Consider the following 21,069-nt stretch of genomic DNA (forward strand, 5'->3'; position numbering starts at 1 on the left):
ATGAACAAGGACAATCTCTTTTCTCAAATTTTTGGCAAGGTTGCAAAAATAAACTTTTTCAAACCGCTTCAAGAGCTTATCAACTCCTTTTATGTAAAGCTATTTAAGATCGACATGAGCGAGTTTAAGCCATCAAATGAGTATAAAAATTTAAACGAACTTTTCACCAGAGAGCTTTTGAAGCCAAGAGAATTTGACGCAGCAGATGAGATATTTATAAGTCCGGTTGATGGCACTTGCCTTAGCTTTGGCACTACAAAAGAGCTAGAAGCTTTTAGCATAAAAGGCATGAACTACGGTGTGAAGGAGCTTTTGGGGCAGGGCGAGCTTGATGGCGAGTTTGACTTTGCCAACATCTATCTTAGCCCAAAAGACTACCACCACTATCATGCACCTTGCGACATTATGATAAAAAAAGCGGTCTATATCCCTGGTAAGCTTTACAGTGTGGCAGTAAAATGGCTTGGTAAGGTCGATAGCCTTTATACTAAAAACGAGCGTGTGGCGCTACTTTGTGAGATGAAAAATGGTAAAAAACTTTGGCTAGTCTTTGTAGGTGCCTTAAACGTTGGCAAGATAAAATTTAGCTTTGATGAGCGCATTCAAACAAATGCTATGGCAAATTTTACGCAAATTTATGAGTATGAAAATTTATATATCAAAAAGGGTGAGCGCCTCGGAAATTTCGAGCTTGGCTCAACCATTGTCATACTTAGCGAAAAAGATGCGATCGAGTACAACCTCTTTGAAAACAAAGAGCTAAAATTTGCTGAAGCTATCGGTAGGATAAAAGAGTAATTAGAAGAATTCTACAAGGTAAAAACCTTGTAGAATTTAGACATTAAACCTAAAGTGCATCACGTCGCCATCTTGCACGATGTAGTCTTTGCCCTCAAGTCTCATCTTGCCAGCCTCTTTAGCTCCGTTTTCGCCGCCATGTGCGATGTAGTCGTCATAGCTTATCACTTCAGCTCTGATAAAGCCTCTCTCAAAATCGTTGTGGATGACGCTTGCTGCTTTTGGCGCTTTCCAGCCTTTTGTGATCGTCCAAGCCCTTACTTCTACGACGCCAGCAGTGAAATAGCTTATCAAATTTAGCTTAGCAAAAGACGTTTTGATGATCTTTTCAAGGCCGCTCTCACTCGTGCCAAGAGATGCCAAAAACTCGTGAGCCTCCTCATCGCTTAGGCCTATTAGCTCCTCTTCGACCTTGGCGCAAAGCTTGATCACCTCGTGGTCTGAGGCCTTAGCATACTCTTTTAGCGCTTTTACAAATTTATTATCTTCGCTAAGCCCCTCTTCATCGACGTTTGCGCCATAAACTACCTCTTTTGCGCTTAGAAGTCTTAGCTCTTTGTTTAGCGCCAAAAATGCCTCACTATCTCTTTGCTCAAAGCTGCTTGCACTTTTGCCCTCATTTAGGTGAGCCAGAAGCAAATTTGCTATCTCAAGCGCTTCTTTTGCGCCTTTTGCATTTGCTTTTGCCTCTCTTGTGAGCTTTTCTATCTTTTTGTTTAGCTGCTCGATGTCAGCTAGTATCAGCTCGGTTTGGATGATCTCGATGTCTCTTACTGGATCGACGCTGCCCTCGACGTGAGTGATGTTCTCATCCTCAAAGCAGCGAACGATATGCAAAATAAGCTCGGTCTCTCTGATGTTTGATAAAAATTTATTGCCAAGTCCCTCGCCAGAGCTTGCCCCTTTTACAAGGCCTGCGATATCGACGAATTCGATGGTTGAGTATTGAATTTTATTAGGACTAACTATCTTTGCAAGCTCATTTAGGCGTTTATCAGGCACTGGCACGATGGCTTTGTTTGGCTCGATAGTGCAAAACGGATAGTTCGCGCTCTCGGCATTTTGCGCCTTTGTAAGTGCGTTAAATGTCGTTGATTTGCCCACATTTGGTAGGCCTACTATTCCAACTGAAAGTCCCATCAATTCTCCTTGCTAAGTGCTTGTAAAAAGTATAAATTCATTCTCACGCCAGCCCCACTCGCACCTGCTTGGTTGTATCCCCAAGCCTTTTCACGGTATGCTGGGCCTGCGATATCAAGGTGTAGCCACTTATCTTTATACTCATCTTTGATAAATTTAGCCAAAAACATGCCAGCTGTGATCGCGCCGCCATATCTGCTTGAGGCGCAGTTGCTAACGTCTGCGATCTGGCTTTTGATAAGCTCGCTAAGATAAGGGTTAAAATCAAGCGTAGTCGCTAGCTCGCCGCTATCTTTTATCTTGTTTTTAAACTCACTTTTTAAGCTCTCGCTGTTGCCCATGATGCCTGTTGTGTATTCGCCAAGTCCCACGACGCAAGCGCCAGTTAGGGTTGCCATGTCGATTAGGATGTCTGGTTTAAAGTCCTGCGCGTAGCTTAGGCAGTCAGCCAGCACCAAACGTCCCTCTGCGTCGGTGTTTCTAACCTCTATGCTAACGCCGCTTCTTGAAATTAGCACGTCGTCTGGCTTATAAGCGTTGCCGCCGATCATATTTTCAGTAGCACCCAAAATGGCGTGAATTTCAAATGGTAAATTTAGCTCTGCTGCACCTTTTATGATGCCAAGTGCTGCTGCTGCACCGCTTTTGTCTGATTTCATAGTTAGCATATAATCAGCCGGCTTTAAGCTAAGGCCACCGCTATCGTATGTTAGGCCTTTACCAACAAAGATGATGCGTTTTTTAGACTTTTTAGGCTTATAGGTTAGGTGGATGAGCCTTGGTTTATGCACGCTTGCGCGGTTCACCGCCAAAAATGCGTTCATATTCTCTTTAGCTAGAAATTTCTCGTCATAGACCTCGCACTTTATGCTGGCGATGTTTTTGGCTAAATTTAAAGCGTCCTGCGCCATCTTTTGCGGTGTGTAAATTTCTGGGATTTCATTTACGATATCTTTTGTGAAATTTGTAGCACTTGCTATTATCTCCGCCTCTTTAAAGCCCTCGTTTGCTGCCTTTAGATCGACCTTTTTGCCAGCAAATTCTTCAGTGGCAAAGATGACCTCTTTAATGGTGTATTTCTCTTTTTTCTCTTTATATTTGTTAAATTCATAGCTCCCAAGTAAAAAGCCCTCGGCTAGCGCTTCAAAACTTAGTTTTTGACACTCCGCTACGTAAGAAGCTAGCTTTATGCTCTTGATGTTAAGTGACTTTAGTGCGTTGTAAGCTTTAGCTGCCGCAACTCTAAGCTCATCAAGATCAAGCTTAGAAAGTGGCACGTAAGCTCTTTTTGCCTCGCTTAGGATGAGGACGCTATCGCCTTTGTAATTGTTAAATTTAATAGCCTCTTTATCGCCTATAAATTTATGTTTTAAGTCCTTATCTACTACGAAAATTAGTTCAATATCAGCTTTTATATCTTTTAATTTTTTATCAACTATTTGAAACTGCATGTCTTCTATCTCTCCTTTCGTTTAAAATTTTATTTTCGATGCGCTTAAATGTATATATCAAAAGTCCCATAAATATGGCAACCACTGGGATAGCGACGTACCAGTGCTCTTTTGCTTTTTGAAGCAGCACTAATATATGCTCGCCAAGTATCCAAGCAGGTATGGTGGTGATCGCCGCCCAGCACCAAGCGCTGATTAAATTTATAAAGGCGTATTTTTTGGCGTCATAGCCGGTAAGCCCTATGCAAAGCGGTATGATGACACGAAAACCATACATATAGCGTTGCAAAAAGATGATCGGCCAGCCGTATTTTTTCAGCATTATGTGCGCCACTGCAAATTTTCTCCGCTGCGTGTGAAGCCTTTTTGCGATGTATTTTTTATTATAACGGCCAAGGTAGAAGTAAATTTGATCTCCCACAAAGCCTCCAAGTCCAGCCACAAAAATAGCAAGTGCGATGTGTATGTGCGTGGTGTGAGCAAGAATTCCAGCCATTATTAAGGCCATTTCGCCCTCCATGATACACCAGACAAAAAGTATGATGTAGCCGTACTCTTTAAGCAGTTCTATAAAAAACTCTTCCATACTAAACCTCTAAAACGCTGTAAATTTTAGTAAGCGACTTTAGCTTTTCGCTACCTTTTAGATCGACTAGATCTACGATAAAGCACGCCTCTACGCAGGTTGCGTTAGTTTGATTGATAAGCTCAACTGAAGCCTTTGCAGTACCTCCAGTGGCTATGAGATCGTCCATCAAAAGCACTCTAGCGCCTGCTTTTTCTCCAAAAGCATCGATGTGAATTTGCACTTCATCAACGCCGTATTCTAGGCTATATTTTTGAGAAAGTGTGATAAAAGGTAGTTTTTTTGGCTTGCGAATAGGTACAAAAGGCAGCCTTAGCCTTGCTGCAAGCGCCGCACCAAAGATGAAGCCACGAGACTCGATGCCAGCGATGTAGTCGATACTAGCACCCTCATATCTATCAGCCAAATGGTCTATCAAAAAGTTAAAAGCCTCTTTGTTATTTAGTAGCGTCGTGATGTCGCGAAAGACTATGCCAGGCTTTGGAAAATCGTTTATGCAGCGAATAGAGTTTAGTAAAAATTCTTTGCCTTTTTGATCTAAAATTTTCATAAATTTCCTTAAATTTGAGGTTATAGTAGCGCTTCGATCTTGCCTTCAAGCTCACGTATGCGTTGTCTTAGCTTGTCGTTTTCTAGACGGTACTGAGAATTTCTTGTGCGAAGTGAGGTTACGTCGTTTTTAGTTTTGTTTAGCTCGTCTGTCAAGATGTCGATGTTGCCTAGACTTCGTTGAAGTTGGATCTGAAATTTTCTTATGACGACCTCGGTATCTTGGAGGTTATTTTTCATAAAATCTTTTGTCGCACGCTCTTTTTTCAGAAGCGTTTTGAAGTAAAAAACCATGACGGTTAGGTAGATCGCAGCACAAACAAGAGCGGTAAAAACGATCCACTCGCCTATCATTTGCTTGCCTCAAGCTCTATTTTTTTGACTCTTCTTTCGTGTCTGCCGCCTGCAAACTCAGTCTTTAAAAACGCTTCAATCGCCGAGATAGCCACGCCTGCGCCAATAACCCTTGCGCCAAAAGCGATCACGTTTGCGTCGTTGTGCTCTCTAGCAAGTCTAGCGGTAAATTCGTCGTGGCAAAGGGCGCACCTTACGTTTTCGTGCCTGTTTGCAGCTATTGATATGCCTATGCCAGTGCCACAAACTAGCACGCCGTAGCAGTTAGGCTCAAGCTTGCTTGCTAGCAAATGCGCATAATCAGGGTAATCAACGCTATTTTTATCATTTGTGCCAAGATCAACTACTTCGTATCCAAGCCCTTTAATAGCCTCTTTAAGCTCGTTTTTTAGCTCAAAACCAGCGTGATCGCTAGCTAAGAAAACTTTGTCTATCTTCATGAAAAGTCCGTTAAATTTTTTGTTGATTATAGTCAAAGTTGCATTAAAATAAAATTTTACTCTCAGCCAAAATGAAGCTATAATTTACCAAAAATTTAAAGGAGAAAATGTGAAAAAAGCACTCTTTTTAGTGGCTTCTACGCTAGCCTTTGCAAATGAAAATTTGATAGAGTTCTACACAGATCAAACCATCATCACTCAAAAATTTAGTGATGCAAATAGCTCTTTTAGTGCCTTTGTGCCAGAGGGTGTGCAGAGTGAGAACATCACTATAAATGGGGATTGTGACGCGAATGCTTATCTAAAAAAGATCAGCGAAGAAAATAGCCCAAGTTACATAAAATGGAAGCAAGAAGTTGCAAATTTAAGTAACAAGCTTGAGGCACTAAATGCAAGAGGTAGGTTTATAGAGCAAGCTTTAGTAGAAGAAAACAAAAGTAACGATGTGACAAAAAGAGCTGATGAGTTTTATAAATTTAGCCTAGAAAATATCGAGAAAATTTCAGCTGCTAAAAGTGAGCTTGAAGCGCTTAAAGAAAACGAGCCAAAGAGCGAGATGGCTGGATTTTTGCAGCTTGATATGAAATTTGCTTGCGACCCAAAAGAGGCGACGCTTTCATATATGGATGATGAGGCGCCAAAGACGCTAAATGAAATTTACGCAGACACAAAAAACAAAAACATCTTGATAAAACAAGAAATTTTACTCACAAACCCATTTGCCAGTGATGTTAAAAATTTAAAGCTCGCCATCTATCCGACCAGATATCAAAAGGCGCTTGCTCCAAGCAAGTTTTACCCTTGGTACGAGGAGAGTGAGGCGGAGGCTGATGGTTACGGCGCTTCGAAAAATATGCTAAGAGCTGCGAAAGTCGCCGCTGAGGTCGCTGATATGCGTGTGCAAAGAGATGAGAATGAGTTTGCTAAAATTTGGAAGATAGATGGGATAAATTTAGCAAAAGGTGAGAGCAAATATATAACTTACGACACGCAAAAAATGGATGCAAATTTTAGCGTTTTTGCTGATTTTTACGGCTCGCTAAAGGCATATAACGTAGCTAGCTTTAAGCTAAATGATGATCTAACACCAGCTAAAACGCAGTTTTACGTTAATGGCGTGAGTGTTGGTAGTCCTAGTGAGTTTGAGATGAAAGCAAAAGATGAGCCAGTGCAGCTATTTTTAGGACAAAACGAGCTAATCGAGCTTAAAAAAGAGCGCTTAAATAAATTTAAAAAGAGCTCGCTTCTTGGCAAAGAGCGAATAAGCGAAGAGGGCTATGAGATAAGTGTCAAAAATAACTCAAGCAAGAGTGTCGATGTCACTTTGGTGGAGCGTGTGCCAGTATCTGCTGACGAGGCGGTAAAGGTCGAGATAAAGGGCTTTGATAAAAAAGATATCAGCAAAGATGGCAAGGTAGAGCTTAAATTTAGCCTTGCACCAAAAGAGGAATTTAAAAAAGAGTACTCTTATAAGATCACAAAGCCAAAAATTTAGAGCAAATTTGCTCTAAATTTAGCCGTTTATAAATGCACTTGCGATATCTAAAACGTATCTTGTCGGATAAAAGATAGTATTTTTTAAAGGCGAGACGAGGATGATGATAAGGATGACAAAGCCATATCGCGAGATGCTCTCAAGCTTCTCTGCCAGTGCGTGAAAGCCAAAATTTCTAAGAGCATACTCGAGCGCGTGAAAGCCATCAAGTGGCGGGATCGGATAGAGGTTAAATATAGCTAACATCAAATTTAAAAGCGCAAGCGTAAATAAAAACTGAAGTAAAATTTCAAAGGTTTCTATGTTTAATAGAGCCTTTAGCACAAAAAGCGATAAGATGCCTAAGATGACGTTGTAGCAAATACCAGCTAGACTTACGTAGATAGCTGCCTTGTAGCCGCCATTTCGCACGACTGTGTAGGTATTTACAGGCACTGGTTTTGCCCAGCCAAACATCATACCAGTGCTTAGATAAAGCACCAGTGGCACGATGATAGTGCCAACAAGATCGATGTGTTTTATAGGATTTATGCTAAGTCTGCCAAGGTTTTTTGCTGTGTTGTCGCCAAATTTATAAGCGACATATCCGTGAGCGATCTCGTGGCCGACGATGGCGATTATTAAAGAGAGGACGATAGTGGCGACTTTTATGGGGTCAAAATTAGTGAAGTCCATCAACTTCTCCTTCTTTTAAAGCTTGTTTTGTGAAAAACTCATCGTTTTCTATCGTATCTACAAAGCGTCCAATACGCTCCCAGCGCACATTGTAGTTATTGTCCCAGCTAAAATATATAAACCAAGGCTGTCCAACTATATCTTTGTAAGCCACGCTTCCCCAAAAACGGCTATCGTTTGAGTGGTCGCGGTTGTCACCTATCATAAAGTATTCATCTTTTGGCACTTTGACGTAAAAAGCGTTAAAGTTAAAATTTGGATTTTGCGGTAGTGAGCTAATGAGCGCTGGCTTCATAAAAACGTTTGATTTGTTTGTATTTAGCATGAAAACCATCTGCTCAAATAAATTTACATTTTCGTCGTAATGGATGCCGCTAAATCTATATGGCTCTTTTATGAAAAGCTTGCCATCAAGTTCGGCTATATCGCTACACGAGTAGCCAAATTTACTATCTTTGCCGTTTAAATTTTCACGGCAGTTTGCCTTTATGAAGCTATCTCCCTCTTTTGGGCGTAGATAGAGGGCTTTTTCAGTAAAAACGATCTCGTCCTCGCTGGTTGCAAAGCAGCGCTTTACAAAGTGAGTTTTCTCATCGTTTGGATAGCGAAATACGACTATATCGCCCCTGGCAGGACCATCGCCAGTGATGAGGTGACCATTGTCATTTAGCTCAGGTAAAATTTTCATCTCAAGCCAAGGAATTCTTGGTGTTGGTATGCCATAAACATACTTTTTAGCAAATAAAAAATCCCCAACCAAAAGCGTGTTTTTCATCGAACCAGACGGGATCACAAAGGCTTGAGCCACAAAGAAAATGACAAGCAAAACGATGATAACCGTGCCTGTCCAGCTCGAGCAAAAGTCATAAAATTTAGTAAAAGCTCTCTTCATTATCTCACTCTTTAATTTTTTTTGCCTGTGCAGCAAGGATTGTGTTGTTTAAAAGCATGGCTATGGTCATAGGTCCAACGCCGCCAGGAACAGGCGTGATATATGAGCATTTTGGTGCGACCTCGTCAAAATCCACATCGCCCACAAGCCTGCCATCATCAAGTCTATTTATGCCCACATCAATGACTACCGCGCCATCTTTTACCATATCAGCCTTTAAGAAAAATGGCTTGCCAATGGCTGCAACGATGAGGTCAGCATTTTTGCAAATTTCTTTTAAATTTTTAGTCTTGCTGTGTGTCACTGTAACCGTTGCAGAGGCATTTAGGAGTAAATTTGCCATAGGTTTGCCAACGATGTTGCTTCTGCCGATCACCACCGCATTTAGCCCAGCTACTTCTATGCCATACTCTTTTAAAATCTCCATCACGCCAAGCGGTGTGCAAGGCACGAAGCCATCAAGCCCGCTAACAAGCTTGCCAACATTTACAGCGTGAAAGCCATCTACATCTTTTCGTGGATCGATCGCTGCGAGCACGACGTTTGTATCGATGTGCTTTGGCAGTGGTAGCTGAACCAAGATGCCATGGATGCTATCGTCTAAATTTAGCACGTTTATAAGGGCAAGTAGCTCGTTTTGGGTTGTATTTTCACTTAGACGGTGAGCTACGCTTTTTATGCCGTATTCGTTGCAGGCTTTCTCTTTGGCTCTAACGTATGTTTGAGATGCCTTATCTTCGCCGACCAAGACGACGGCTAAGGTTGGCTCGACACCAAATTTCTTTAGCTCATCAGCTCTTACTTTTACGCTTTCTTTGACCTTTAAAGATACGGCTTTTCCGTCTAAAATTTTCATATTCGATCCTTACTTAAAAGCTTTTTTAATCACAAGGGTGGTATCATACCTAAAAATAAATTAAATTTTTAAAAGAGAGGTTTATGAGGTCTGTTTTTTTGATTTTGCTTTTTTGCGTGGCGATTTTTGGTGCTGATTTTATCACAAAGACCGAATACGCCAAGATGCTCTACCTAAATCCACGTGGCATAGGCTGTGATAAATGTCACGGCGCAAAGGGCGAGGGCAGCCTAATCTCTAAATACAAGCACTTTGACAAAAAAGCAAACAAAACGGTCGATGATGAGCTTAGAGCGCCAAAGATAAACGATATAGATTTTGAAAGCTTTAAAGCAGCTCTTACAAAGCCAAAAGGCGTCATGCCAAGCTATTTTTTGACAGACGAGGAGACGACTATACTTTATGAATACATCACAAATCAGATGAAAACTCCTGCAAAAGCGGCAAAAGTAGCACCCAAAAATTTAGCTAAGCCAGCCACTCCTGCTGCTACGCAAAAACAGCCTGAACCTGCCAAAGCCGCCCCAAGCGCAAAAGCAGTAGAGCCAGCCACCGCGCAGGCACAAAAGGCCCCAGTAAAACCAGCTGATCCCGCAAAGTCAGCCACTGCGCAGGCACCAAAGTCACCAGCAAAGCCAGTAATAAATCAAAAAGATAATCAAAAGACAAATTTAAAAACACAAAATCAAAAGGATAAAAAATGACAAATAAAGAGGCATTTAGTGAAGCTAAAAAATATATCCCAGGCGGCGTAAATTCACCTGTTCGTGCATTTGGTAGCGTTGGAGGCGAGCCTGTGATGATAGATCACGCAAAGGGCGCTTATCTATACGACGTTGAGGGCAAAAAGTACCTTGACTTTATCCAAAGCTGGGGTCCGCTCATCTTTGGTCACTGCGACAAAGATATCGAAGAGGCGATCATCTCTGCTGTAAAACAAGGCGTATCTTACGGCGCTCCCTCACCAAAAGAGACCGCTCTAGCAAAGCTAATATGTGATGAGTTTAAACAAATAGATAAAATTCGCTTCGTTAGCTCTGGCACGGAGGCTACCATGAGCGCTATCAGAGTGGCTAGAGGATATGCCAAAAAAGATGGACTTATCAAATTTGAAGGCTGCTACCACGGGCACAGCGACGCACTTCTTATCAAGGCAGGAAGTGGCGCTACGACATACGGCAACGCTTCGAGCGGCGGCGTGCCACAAGATGTTGTGAAAAATACATTTTTGGCTATCTACAACGATATAGAGAGCGTAAAAGCCATTTTTGAGAACAACAAAGACAAAATAGGCGTCGTCATAATCGAGCCAATCGCTGGAAATATGGGGCTTGTGCCAGCTGATAAGAAATTTTTACATGAGCTTAGAGAGCTTTGCGATAAATTTGGCGCTGTGCTCATTCTTGATGAGGTTATGAGCGGCTTTAGGGCTTCTTGCCTTGGCTCATATCCATTTCACGAGGTGGATGCCGATCTTGTCACATTTGGCAAGGTTATAGGCGGAGGCATGAACGTCGCTGCATTTGGTGGCAAAGCTGAAATCATGGACTGCCTAAGCCCAGAAGGCGCTGTCTATCAAGCAGGCACGCTAAGTGGTAACCCAGTGGCGATGAGCGCTGGTATAGCGGCAATTTCAAAGATAAATAGCGATGTAAATTTATATGCTAGACTTGAAAAACTTGCACTAAAACTAATGGACGGCTTCAAAGAGGCAGCAAAAAGCGCTGGCATCACTATCCAAACCGAGGTTCGTGGCTCGATGTTTGGCTACTTTTTTACAGAGCATGCAGTAAAAAACTACGATGATGCGCTAAAAAGCGATACAAAACTCTTTGCTAAATTTCACCAAGCGATGCTTAAGCGTGGAATTTATCTTGCACCTAGCCAGTTTGAGACTGGATTTATCTGTGATGCGATGAGTGAAGCTGATATCGATCTAGCGGTAAACGCAGCTAAAGAGGCATTTATGGAGATAAAAGCTTAATGGCAAAATTTAAGATAAAAGATATCGTAGCAGGGGCTGAGCAGCTAAGCCTCGGCGTTTCAATCGTAGTTGCGATCTTGCTTGGCACTGGGCTAGGATATCTTGTAAAAAAGGCTACAAATTTCACGCCAGCGCTTTGGATAGGCTTTGCTATTGGCATCGCAGCTGCCATTTTAAATGTCTATAAAGCCTATAAAGCACAGGTTAAAAGCCTAGATGAGCTAAAGGACGAGACTAGATATAAAGGCTACACAAAAGACGATGATGACGAGGACGATTAGCAGGCTTTTTATTTGCTACTTTGCGCTTTGGCTAGCCTTTAGCGCGGTTGGCAAATTTATATCAAATCAATTTTTTATAAGCTCGCAAATTTCATTTTTTGCCTCGCTTATCATCCTAACGGCTAGCTTTTTTGCCTATAAAAATCGCATAAACTCAAGGCTAGAAAATGCAAGAGATGAAATTTTAGCCAAGATAGAAGAAGAGGACGAAGAGGATGAAGAAATTTTGCCCCAAAATGAGGCAAAAGAGCTTAGCCTAAAAGATGAAAAGGCAAGGCTAAAAAAGCAGAAATTTTCATTTAAAGATAGAAGCTTTGTGGCGGCATTTATGCCTTATCGTTTGGTCGCTTACGCGATACTTTTTTTTGGATTTATATTTTTAAAAAATGAAAATTTACTAAACGTGCCTGGCTTTTTAGTGGGGCTTGCTCCGATGCCTATTGGAGCTTTTATCTTTGGGATAATGCAAAATAATTTGAGAAAGGACGCAGATGGCAAGTAGCTTTAGGATCATTCGCTCGATGGGGCCGCTATTTTTAGGTATGAGCCTACTTTTTATAGGTAATGGCCTAGTCATCGCATCTTGTAGTGCGCTTCTTAAGCAAAATGGCGTAGGCGAGCTTGCGATTGGACTAATTAACACTGGATTTTTTATAGGAGCGTTAATTAGCACGATCACAGCGCACAGGATCATCTCAACCACCGGCCACATCAGAGCTTTTGCTATCTTTTCAGCTATCTTTGCAGTCTCAGCCATGCTTCACGCCATAAGTGAAAATTTGATATTTTGGGCGATTTTGCGAGCCTTTTTGGGATATTGCTACTACGCACTTTTGATGGTTATAGAGAGCTGGCTAAACGCTAAGATCCCAAACAAGATAAGATCGCGCGTCATCGCCTTTTACGAGTGCGTTTTCTACACGAGCTTTGGACTTGGAATTTTGATCTTAGCGCTTGATCTTAGCGCATTTGAAATTTTCATCATCAGCGCAGCCTTTATCATGCTCTCAAGCATACCTTTAAATTTAATCCGTATCAACCAGCCTCAAATCCCGCAGCGCCAACCCATAAACATCCCAAAAATTTTTGGTATCGTCCCACTTGCCCTTGTGGGAGCGCTAGTTGCAGGACTTGCGATAAATGGCTTTTTTTCGATGGCAAGCCTCTTTGTCTTGCTTCAAGGATATAGCGCAAAAGAGGCGTCATTTTTTATGACCATAGCGATGGCTGGGGGCTTTTTGGCTCAAACATTTATCGGAGGCTTTTCAGATAAATACGGCAGACGCCCAGCGCTCTTGCTTTGTAGCGCCGTGGCATTAGTTAGTGCGGCACTCTTTTTGCTAAATGGCTCAAATTTGATCATTCAATACATACTTTCATTTTTCTTTGGCGGTGGCATTTTTTGCACATACGGACTTTCGCTCGCTAGGGCAAATGACGAGATCACAGACAAGACAAAGAGCGTCCAAGTGGCGCGTGCGCTGCTTTTTAGCTACTCTTTTGCCTCGCTTTTCTCGCCACTTCTTATGAGCTATGCGATGAAAATTTTTGGCGCATTTGGCTTTATCTATGTCTATTTGGTGCTTTATGTTGGGCTTATTTTATTTGCACTAACGCAAAAGACCATACCACAGCACATGAGAAAAGAGTACAACGACAGGCTCGTTGCAAGGACGGCTGGCATAGCTACTATTCAGCAAAATGGCAATTTTGCCGATAGAGAAAATAAAAAGTAGAAAATGGACGTAGCAAATTCTCTAAATATATCAAACACCTCGGTTCAAACTGGGCAAAACGCCACCCAAAACGTGCCTGTCCGTAAAAACGAGGGTTCGCTTTTTAAAAATCAGCCAGCTGGGACGCCAAGCGAGCAGACCGTCTCAAACGCCCTTGATAACGTTGGCAAGCTAGTTGCAAGGGTGCTTGATGATCTAAAAAGCGCTTCAAGTCTTAGCAAAGCTGAGCAAATTTTATCTCAGGCAAAAGACACCAAGATCGCTCCAAATTTAGCAAGTGAGCTCTCAGATCTTGCCAAAAGCTTAGAGGCAGAAGCTGCGCAAAATGAAAGCCCTGAGATAAAGAGCCTTGCACTAAAACTAAAAGAATTTCTAAAGCCAATAGCCGATCTTAAAGCTGGCTCGCTAAATGATCAGATCAAAAACTCTGGCGTCATGCTTGAAGCAAATTTAAAAGATGCACTTACTCCAGAGAAGCTGCCAAGCTCGATACAAAAGCTACTAAGCGATATAAAAAATCTCTCAAATCAAAATTTGCTTAGTCAAATTTTAACCCTAAATGATGAGAGCTTGGATAATCAAAACTCATTTATGAAGCTTACTTCTATGCTTGAAAAAGCGAGCGGTGATGCTAAAAACATCCTTGATAACTCAAGCATAAAAACGCTTTTAAAAGATGTGGATAAGCTTGATAATGTGGCTAAATTTCTAGATAAAAACTTCTCAAAAGAGCAAAGCGCAGACGCTGTTAAAAGCCAGATAGTCAAGATGGAGAATTTCATCTCAAATTTAAGCGAGAAGGTAGCAAATTTAGCGAGTGAAAAGCTAAATCAAAACTTTGGCTTTACACAAAATCACAAAGAGCTAAAAGCTATCCTTGAGAGCCTAAAAAACGATCTAAAAATGCTAAATAACATAGGTGATGAAGCTGGGCTTGTAAAGGCATTTAATGAGCTTAGCGACGTCTCAAAAGAGGGCAGCTTGCAAGATAAGCTCCAAAGTGCAGCAAGACGCCTAGCTCACAGCCTAAGCTTGGCAGACCCAGAAGCAAGCACAGCCAAAAGCGAGCTATCTGAGAGCAAGGCGCTTTTAAAGCAGCTAAAACTAGCCACTAATGACATAAACAACATCACGACAAAGAGTGGCAGTGAAATTTCAAAGGTGCTAAATCAAGATGTAAAAAGCACGCTTTTAAATATCAGTGAAAAGAGCCAAAACGCCCAGACCGTCAATGCTGCAAACAAGATGATCTCGCAAATAGAAATGCACCAGATGGTCTCAAGCTTGCAAGGAGGCATACAAACCTATATGCCTTATATCTGGGACGGCGTGGAGGGCGGAAATGTCGCGTTTAAGCAGGGCAAAAAGGATAAATTTTATGCCCAGATCGATCTAAATTTTAAAAAATTTGGCCAGATAAATGTGATGGTAGGGCTTGTGGATAAACGCTATATAGATCTATCGGTGGCAACGCAGACAAATGAGTTTAAAGAGCTTATCTTAGGAAATTCAAGCGAGCTAAAGCAGGCTATCTCAAAGCTTGGACTAATCGTTTCAAATTTTAACATCAAAACCTTGCCAAAGGTGAAGCTAAACGATAGATTTAAAAATTTTGGCGGCCTTGATGTGGGCTTTGATAAGAAAATTTGATGCAAGTAAATAAGAAAAAAGCCGTCGCTCTTGGCTACAACAGATCGCAAGATAACGCTCCAAAGGTGCTTGCAAGCGGTGCTGGCGAGATAGCAAATAAGATAATAAGCCTTGCAAAAGAGCATGACATACCGATCAAAGAGGATCCTGATCTCATTGAAATTTTAAGCAAGGTCGAGGTCGATCAAGAGATACCGCCAAATTTATATAAGGCGGTGGCTGAGATATTTAGCTTTTTATATAAGATCACAAATAAAAAGTAAATATTTCACTTTAATAGTGCTATAATCTCAAAATTAAGGAAATTTAAACATTAAAAAAGGAGGTATTATGAAAATTTCATCAAAAGTGACGATGATGATCGTCTCGTCCCTGCTGGTGCTTGGAGCCATTTTAGTCTTTCTAAACATTTACGAGCAAAACAAAGCGATAGAATTTTCTACCAAGCAGCTGACTGAAACGGTCTTAGCCAATAAAAGGGCAGCTTTAAGTGAAGAGATGGATATCGTTTCAAACATTTTGCTAAAAATTCAAGAGGTCTATGACGACGCAAACGAGACCATAGAAGATCAAAAAGAAGATATCATCGACTATCTCTCAAAGGCTAGATTTGGCGATGATAAAAAGGGATACTTTAGTATCTACACTACAAAAGGTGTGGTTATCTCTAGTCCTGGAGTGCCTGAGTATAACGGTCTTGATAGACTTGAAGCAACTGACGCAGATGGCTATAAATACATAAAAGATCTCATGCAAAAAGCCTCAGAAAATAGCGAGGGCGCTTTTGTAAATTTTGTAGCTAAAGCAAAAGATGGCTCAACGACTAGAAAGATAGGAAAAGGGCTAAAACTAAACCTCTTTCATGAAGATGTAGTGCTGATGTCTGTTGTTAATCTTGAGGGTATGTATAAAGAGATAGATAAAATTTCAGCCACTATGCAAAATGATGCTAAGGCAAACACTACAAATTTTGTTGTTATAGCCGTAGTAGTTTTAATCATCTCACTAATAGTTGCCATGCTTTATTCTAAAATTTCTATCACAAAACCGCTAAATGAGCTAATCTTGCGAGCTACAAACCTCTCAAGCGGCGATGGCGACTTAACTAGAAAACTAGAAGTTGTAGGCAAAGATGAGATAGCAAAGGCAAGCGAGGCTATAAATAAATTTATAGAAAAAGTAAGGGTTTTAATCTCGGAGGCAAAAGATATCTCAAATGAAAACAGCTCCATCGCAAATGAGCTTAGCTCAACCTCAGTCCAAACTGGTCGCGGGGTAGAAAACTCAAGCAAGATAGTTGAGGACGCTGGGAAGGATTGCACTGAGATACAATCATATATGAAAGAGTCAATCGAAGTTGCAAAAGGCGGCAAAGATGATCTTCAAAAGGCGCTAAGCTACGTTGATGAGACGCTAAATACTATCTCAAATTTATCTTCAGAGATCGCTCAGACATCAGATATAGAAAATCAAATGGCTGGCAAGATCGAGCAGCTTAGCCGAGATGCCGAGCAGGTAAAGTCAGTCCTTGTGGTTATCAATGACATCGCTGATCAGACAAATTTACTAGCTCTTAATGCAGCCATCGAAGCAGCACGTGCAGGCGAGCATGGACGTGGCTTTGCAGTCGTTGCCGATGAGGTTAGAAAGCTAGCTGAGCGCACTCAAAAGAGCCTCACTGAGATAAACGCAACTATCAACGTCATCGTTCAAGCGATAAATGAAAGTAGCGAGCAAATGAGTATAAATTCTAAACAAATAAGCGAGCTAACAGGCGTGGCAAACAACGCGCAAAACACCATAAGAGATATGAGTGGTATCATGAGATCAGCCATAGGACTATCTGATAAAACTATCGAGGACTATATAAAGACTGGCAAGGATATTGACGATATAGTAAAAAGCATGGAGGGCATAAGTCAAATTTCATCTCAAAGTGCAAGAAGCGTAGAAGAGATAGCTTCAGCTGCTGAGCATCTAAACAAGATGACAGATACGCTAAATGCAAAACTTGGCGAATTTAGAACTTGATTTGTGTGGTAAATTTTAAATTTAAAGGCAATTAGTGGCTCAAAAACTGGTCTTAATAGGGGCTTCTACAGGAGGCCCAGGTCATATAAAAAAACTATTAAAAGATATAAATTTAAATGGTGCGATGGTCGTCATAGCTCAGCATATGAATAAGATGTTTATAAACTCATTTGTCACGCAAATGGGCAGGGAGTGCAACATAAATGTTGAAATTCTAAGCGAAAAGACAAATTTAAGAGAAAATATCGTCTATATCTGTGATCAAAATTTTGAAATTTCAGCGACTTTGCCAGTTAGTGCAAAGCCACAACCTGAGATAAAAACGATATATACGCCAAATGTTGATGTGCTTTTTAACTCAGGCACGCAGATCTCCAAAAATGTAAATTTACTCGCGATCTTGCTAACTGGCATCGGCGATGATGGCGCAGCTGGGCTTGATAAGCTCTATAAAGCAGGTGCAAAATGCATAGCTGAAAACGAAGAGAGCGCGATAGTTTATGGCATGCCAAAGCGTGCTAAAGAGCTAAATCAAAATTTAAAATCGTTAAATTTAATGATGATAAGAAAAGAGCTTGAGGAGTTTTTAAATGCTTTTTAACAAAGTGGATAAACAAAGCGAAGTTTTAGAGGCAAAAGCACCAAGCGATATGGATGGATTTAACGAATTTATGAGCACTATAAAGACGCTTTGCGGGGTTGATCTAGAGCCAAAGAGAGATATCACTCTGCAAAGAGTTAGTATATTTGCCAAAAATCGCCAGATAAAAAGCTTTAAAGAGTTAGTTTCGATGATAAGATTTGACACGCTGCTTAGGCAAGATCTTTTAAATTTAGTCACCGTAAATGAGACATATTTTTATAGAGAGCTAGCCCAGCTAAAAGACGTGATCTACTACGCAAAAGAGCTTGGGGAGGCTAGAATTTTATGCGCACCTTGCTCGACCGGCGATGAGGTCTATTCTCTTGCTATGCTTGCTTATGAATTTGGCCTTAAACAAAGTGATATCCAGCTAACTGGCATCGACATAAACTCAGAAGCCATACAAGCTTGTAGTGTGGGATGCTACGGCGAGAGGAGCTTGCACAGACTAAGCGAGTTTCAAAAAGAGAGATTTTTTACAAAAAAAGATGATAAATTTTTCATCAAAAAAGAAATTTTACCAAGGTGTGAGTTTAAAATTTTAAATGTCTTTGACGATGCGATGTTTAATCTTGGTAAATTTGACATCGTCCTTTCAAGAAATATGATGATATATTTTGACGATACATTTAGGCTAAAGTGCGTAGAAAGGCTGCACAAACTACTTAAACCAGAGGGCAGGCTCTACGCAGGACACGCTGATCTTGTGCCATACACCCCACTTTACACAAAGCGTTTTTCAAACGGAGCTACATATTACGAGCGCGCTTAAGGGTTAAATTTAACCCAGGCCGCTTTGCCCTTAGCAAGTTTTTATCAATTTTTGGCTAAAATCCCACAAGCTAAATTTAAGGATAAAAATGAAAGACAATCTACTTGAATTAACTCAAGATATCGCTTCAGTTGATATCGAAGATTCTATAAAAAATAGCTATCTTGACTACTCTATGAGCGTCATCGTCGGACGTGCTTTGCCTGACGCTAGAGACGGACTAAAGCCAGTTCATAGAAGAATTTTATACGCTATGGATAATCTTGGCGTTGGCAGCAGAAGTGCCTATATGAAGTCAGCTCGTATCGTCGGTGAAGTCATCGGTAAGTACCACCCACACGGCGACACAGCGGTTTATGACGCACTTGTTCGTATGGCTCAGAAATTTTCTATGCGTTATCCAGTCGTTGATGGACAAGGAAACTTTGGCTCGATTGACGGCGACGGCGCAGCTGCGATGCGTTATACTGAAGCTAGAATGACCATGCTTACTGAAGAGCTTTTAAAAGATATCGACAAAGATACGGTTGATTTTGTACCAAACTACGACGATAGAGAGGTCGAGCCAGATGTTTTGCCTAGCCGTGTGCCAAATTTATTATTAAACGGCTCAAGCGGTATCGCTGTTGGTATGGCGACAAACATCCCACCACACAGCCTTGATGAGCTAATAGACGGTCTTTTGCTCCTTCTTGAAAACAAAGAGGCGACACTTGAAGAGGTGATGGAATTTATAAAAGGCCCAGACTTCCCAACTGGCGGTATCATCTTTGGCAAAAAAGGTATCATAGAGGCCTACCGCACAGGTCGTGGCAGGGTCAAACTAAGAGCCAAAACTCACATAGAAAAAAAGCCAAACAAAGATGTCATCGTTATCGACGAGCTACCTTATCAGACAAACAAAGCAAGGCTCATCGAGCAGATCGCCGAGCTTGTAAAAGATAAGCAGATAGATGGCATTAGCGAGGTTAGAGATGAGTCTGATAAAGACGGTATCCGTGTAGTCATCGAGCTAAAACGCGACGCTATGAGCGACATCGTGCTAAATAACCTCTTTAAATCAACCACGATGGAGAGCACTTTTGGCGTTATTATGCTTGCTATTAATAACAAAGAGCCAAAGGTATTTAACCTTATCGAGCTACTTAAGCTATTTTTAAATCATAGAAAAACCGTTATCATTAGAAGAACGATATTTGAGCTTGAAAAAGCGCGCGCAAGAGCCCATATCTTAGAGGGTCTAAAGATCGCACTTGATAACATCGACGAGGTTATTGAGCTTATTAGAAATAGTGCCGATACATCCGTTGCTAGAGAAGGCTTGATGAGTAAATTTAATCTCTCAGAGCTTCAAGCAAACGCTATCCTTGATATGCGTCTAAGCAAGCTTACAGGCCTAGAGAGAGAAAAACTAGAGGCCGAGCTAGCCGAGCTTATGGCCGAGATCGCAAGACTTGATGAAATTTTAAAGAGCGAGACATTGCTTGAAAATTTGATCAAAGAAGAGCTTCTTGAGATCAAAAATAAATTTAAAGTACCAAGAGTTACTGAGATCGTTGATGACTACGATGATATCGACATTGAGGACCTCATACCAAATGAAAATATGGTCGTAACCATAACACACCGCGGCTACATCAAGCGTGTGCCAAGCAAACAGTATGAGAAGCAAAAACGCGGCGGCAAGGGCAAAGTAGCGGTTACTACATACGATGATGATTTTATAGAGAGCTTCTTTACTTCAAATACCCACGATACGCTTATGTTTGTGACAGACCGCGGACAGCTCTACTGGCTAAAAGTCTATAAGATCCCAGAGGGAAGCCGCACAGCAAAGGGCAAAGCAGTTGTAAATTTGATCCAGTTGCAGCCTGATGAGAAGATCAAAGCGATCATCCCAACGACTGACTTTGACGAGAGCAAATCTCTAGCATTCTTTACTAAAAACGGCATCGTAAAACGCACAAATTTAAGTGAGTTTAAAAACATCCGCTCAGTTGGCGTAAGAGCTATAAGCCTCGATGAGAATGACGAGCTAGTAACTGCACTCATCGCTCAAACATACGATGATATGCCAGTGACTGACCCTGAAAATGAGTTAAGTGTTGAGACAGAGGTGCTTGAAGTTGAAGAGCTTCAAAACGAGATCGATGAAGATAGTGCAAATGCCGAAGAGGACGCAAACTCAGGCGATGAGACAATGCTATTTGTCGTTACCAAAAAGGGCATGTGTCTTAAATTTAAGATCAGCAAGGTTCGCCAAATGGGAAGAACAGCACGCGGCGTAACTGGTATCAAATTTAAAGAGCCAGGCGATGAGGTCGTAGGCGCTGCAGTCATCGAAAGCAATGACCAAGAAATTTTAAGCATATCTCAAAAAGGTATCGGCAAGCGCACAACCGCTGATGAGTACCGCTTGACAAATCGCGGTGGCAAAGGCGTCATCTGCATGAAGCTAACAAGCAGAACAGGCGATCTTGTTGGCGTTGTGATGGTTGATGAAGAGCAAGACCTTATGGCTCTAACATCAAGCGGCAAGATGATCAGAGTCGATATGCAAAGTATCCGCAAAGCAGGACGTAACACAAGCGGCGTGATCGTCGTAAATGTCGATGGCGACGATGTTGTAAGTATCGCAAGATGCCCTAAGGCTGAAGACGGCGAGGACGAGGATGAAGCACCAAGCGAAGATATGGGGCTTTTGGAATAGATTTTGCTGTTAAATTTTAAATAAAA

Annotated in this window: 21 protein-coding genes and 1 pseudogene; 13 read left to right on the top strand and 9 right to left on the bottom strand. The window is 41.4% G+C overall.

Going from position 1 to position 21,069, the window contains the following annotated elements:
- A complete protein-coding gene (locus UNSWCS_RS05560; RefSeq protein ID WP_021087683.1) occupies window positions 1–798 on the top strand; it encodes a phosphatidylserine decarboxylase in 798 nt (265 codons plus the stop codon).
- Between the two features lie 36 nt (window positions 799–834).
- Here the strand turns inward: UNSWCS_RS05560 and ychF are convergent, their stop codons facing one another.
- Genes ychF through rpiB form a run of 6 tightly spaced genes read right to left on the bottom strand, consistent with a single transcriptional unit; the run spans window position 835 to window position 5,318 of the window.
- Complete coding sequence (ychF, locus tag UNSWCS_RS05565) at window positions 835–1,938, bottom strand: redox-regulated ATPase YchF (protein WP_021087662.1); 1,104 nt, start codon at window positions 1,936–1,938, stop codon at window positions 835–837.
- On the bottom strand, window positions 1,938–3,389 hold the full coding sequence (locus UNSWCS_RS05570) for a leucyl aminopeptidase (protein ID WP_021087699.1): 1,452 nt from the start codon (window positions 3,387–3,389) through the stop codon (window positions 1,938–1,940). The genes ychF and UNSWCS_RS05570 overlap by 1 nt, the downstream gene beginning before the upstream one ends.
- Window positions 3,370–3,975 carry a DedA family protein gene (locus tag UNSWCS_RS05575; protein ID WP_021087666.1) on the bottom strand — a complete coding sequence of 202 codons (606 nt, stop codon included), beginning with the start codon at window positions 3,973–3,975 and terminating at the stop codon, window positions 3,370–3,372. The genes UNSWCS_RS05570 and UNSWCS_RS05575 overlap by 20 nt, the downstream gene beginning before the upstream one ends.
- A 1-nt stretch (window position 3,976) precedes the next feature.
- Window positions 3,977–4,525: an adenine phosphoribosyltransferase gene (locus tag UNSWCS_RS05580; RefSeq protein ID WP_021087664.1), complete on the bottom strand. Its 549-nt coding sequence runs from the start codon at window positions 4,523–4,525 to the stop codon at window positions 3,977–3,979.
- Between the two features lie 20 nt (window positions 4,526–4,545).
- The gene (locus tag UNSWCS_RS05585) at window positions 4,546–4,878 is read right to left on the bottom strand and encodes a hypothetical protein (protein ID WP_002939538.1); all 333 of its coding nucleotides are present in this window, start codon (window positions 4,876–4,878) and stop codon (window positions 4,546–4,548) included.
- Window positions 4,875–5,318 carry a ribose 5-phosphate isomerase B gene (gene rpiB / locus UNSWCS_RS05590; protein ID WP_035143572.1) on the bottom strand — a complete coding sequence of 148 codons (444 nt, stop codon included), beginning with the start codon at window positions 5,316–5,318 and terminating at the stop codon, window positions 4,875–4,877. The genes UNSWCS_RS05585 and rpiB overlap by 4 nt, the downstream gene beginning before the upstream one ends.
- 109 nt (window positions 5,319–5,427) lie before the next feature.
- Between rpiB and UNSWCS_RS05595 the strand changes: the two genes are divergently transcribed.
- A complete protein-coding gene (locus UNSWCS_RS05595) occupies window positions 5,428–6,813 on the top strand; it encodes a DUF4139 domain-containing protein (RefSeq protein WP_021087678.1) in 1,386 nt (461 codons plus the stop codon).
- Between the two features lie 18 nt (window positions 6,814–6,831).
- On the opposite strand, the gene UNSWCS_RS05600 is transcribed toward UNSWCS_RS05595, so the two are convergent.
- From UNSWCS_RS05600 to folD, 3 genes are read right to left on the bottom strand one after another with little or no spacing between them, the layout of a single operon-like run.
- Window positions 6,832–7,488 (bottom strand): site-2 protease family protein, encoded by a 657-nt coding sequence (locus UNSWCS_RS05600; protein WP_021087668.1) that lies wholly within the window; start codon window positions 7,486–7,488, stop codon window positions 6,832–6,834.
- Window positions 7,475–8,380: a signal peptidase I gene (gene lepB, locus UNSWCS_RS05605; RefSeq protein ID WP_021087685.1), complete on the bottom strand. Its 906-nt coding sequence runs from the start codon at window positions 8,378–8,380 to the stop codon at window positions 7,475–7,477. Before lepB ends, UNSWCS_RS05600 begins: the two co-directional genes overlap by 14 nt.
- Window positions 8,381–8,384: 4 nt before the next feature.
- The gene (gene folD / locus UNSWCS_RS05610; protein ID WP_021087707.1) at window positions 8,385–9,236 is read right to left on the bottom strand and encodes a bifunctional methylenetetrahydrofolate dehydrogenase/methenyltetrahydrofolate cyclohydrolase FolD; all 852 of its coding nucleotides are present in this window, start codon (window positions 9,234–9,236) and stop codon (window positions 8,385–8,387) included.
- A gap of 83 nt (window positions 9,237–9,319) precedes the next feature.
- On the opposite strand from folD, the pseudogene UNSWCS_RS12345 reads away from it, so the two are divergent.
- From UNSWCS_RS12345 to gyrA, 11 genes and pseudogenes are all read left to right on the top strand, one after another.
- Window positions 9,320–9,655, top strand: a pseudogene (locus tag UNSWCS_RS12345) (c-type cytochrome); the annotation flags it as partial.
- 281 nt (window positions 9,656–9,936) lie between these two features.
- Window positions 9,937–11,220 carry a glutamate-1-semialdehyde 2,1-aminomutase gene (gene hemL / locus UNSWCS_RS05620; protein ID WP_021087652.1) on the top strand — a complete coding sequence of 428 codons (1,284 nt, stop codon included), beginning with the start codon at window positions 9,937–9,939 and terminating at the stop codon, window positions 11,218–11,220.
- The gene (locus tag UNSWCS_RS05625) at window positions 11,220–11,501 is read left to right on the top strand and encodes an AtpZ/AtpI family protein (protein WP_012001455.1); all 282 of its coding nucleotides are present in this window, start codon (window positions 11,220–11,222) and stop codon (window positions 11,499–11,501) included. Before hemL ends, UNSWCS_RS05625 begins: the two co-directional genes overlap by 1 nt.
- Window positions 11,485–12,003 (top strand): hypothetical protein, encoded by a 519-nt coding sequence (locus tag UNSWCS_RS05630; protein ID WP_235044389.1) that lies wholly within the window; start codon window positions 11,485–11,487, stop codon window positions 12,001–12,003. Before UNSWCS_RS05625 ends, UNSWCS_RS05630 begins: the two co-directional genes overlap by 17 nt.
- Window positions 11,993–13,237, top strand: a complete 1,245-nt coding sequence (locus UNSWCS_RS05635; protein ID WP_021087653.1) for an MFS transporter — start codon at window positions 11,993–11,995, stop codon at window positions 13,235–13,237. The genes UNSWCS_RS05630 and UNSWCS_RS05635 overlap by 11 nt, the downstream gene beginning before the upstream one ends.
- Window positions 13,238–13,240: 3 nt before the next feature.
- On the top strand, window positions 13,241–14,887 hold the full coding sequence (locus UNSWCS_RS05640) for a flagellar hook-length control protein FliK (protein ID WP_021087697.1): 1,647 nt from the start codon (window positions 13,241–13,243) through the stop codon (window positions 14,885–14,887).
- Window positions 14,884–15,150 carry a FlhB-like flagellar biosynthesis protein gene (locus tag UNSWCS_RS05645; protein WP_223227339.1) on the top strand — a complete coding sequence of 89 codons (267 nt, stop codon included), beginning with the start codon at window positions 14,884–14,886 and terminating at the stop codon, window positions 15,148–15,150. The genes UNSWCS_RS05640 and UNSWCS_RS05645 overlap by 4 nt, the downstream gene beginning before the upstream one ends.
- A gap of 67 nt (window positions 15,151–15,217) precedes the next feature.
- Window positions 15,218–16,918 carry a methyl-accepting chemotaxis protein gene (locus UNSWCS_RS05650; RefSeq protein ID WP_021087705.1) on the top strand — a complete coding sequence of 567 codons (1,701 nt, stop codon included), beginning with the start codon at window positions 15,218–15,220 and terminating at the stop codon, window positions 16,916–16,918.
- Between the two features lie 34 nt (window positions 16,919–16,952).
- Window positions 16,953–17,519 carry a CheB methylesterase domain-containing protein gene (locus tag UNSWCS_RS05655; RefSeq protein WP_021087663.1) on the top strand — a complete coding sequence of 189 codons (567 nt, stop codon included), beginning with the start codon at window positions 16,953–16,955 and terminating at the stop codon, window positions 17,517–17,519.
- Entirely contained in the window at window positions 17,509–18,333 is an 825-nt protein-coding gene (locus tag UNSWCS_RS05660) for a CheR family methyltransferase (RefSeq protein WP_021087654.1), read from the top strand. The genes UNSWCS_RS05655 and UNSWCS_RS05660 overlap by 11 nt, the downstream gene beginning before the upstream one ends.
- Before the next feature lie 88 nt (window positions 18,334–18,421).
- Window positions 18,422–21,043: a DNA gyrase subunit A gene (gyrA, locus tag UNSWCS_RS05665; RefSeq protein WP_021087671.1), complete on the top strand. Its 2,622-nt coding sequence runs from the start codon at window positions 18,422–18,424 to the stop codon at window positions 21,041–21,043.
- Window positions 21,044–21,069: the final 26 nt, after the last annotated feature.

The sequence above is a fragment of the Campylobacter concisus UNSWCS genome (assembly GCF_000466685.1).
Taxonomy (GTDB): Bacteria; Campylobacterota; Campylobacteria; order Campylobacterales; family Campylobacteraceae; genus Campylobacter_A; species Campylobacter_A concisus_A.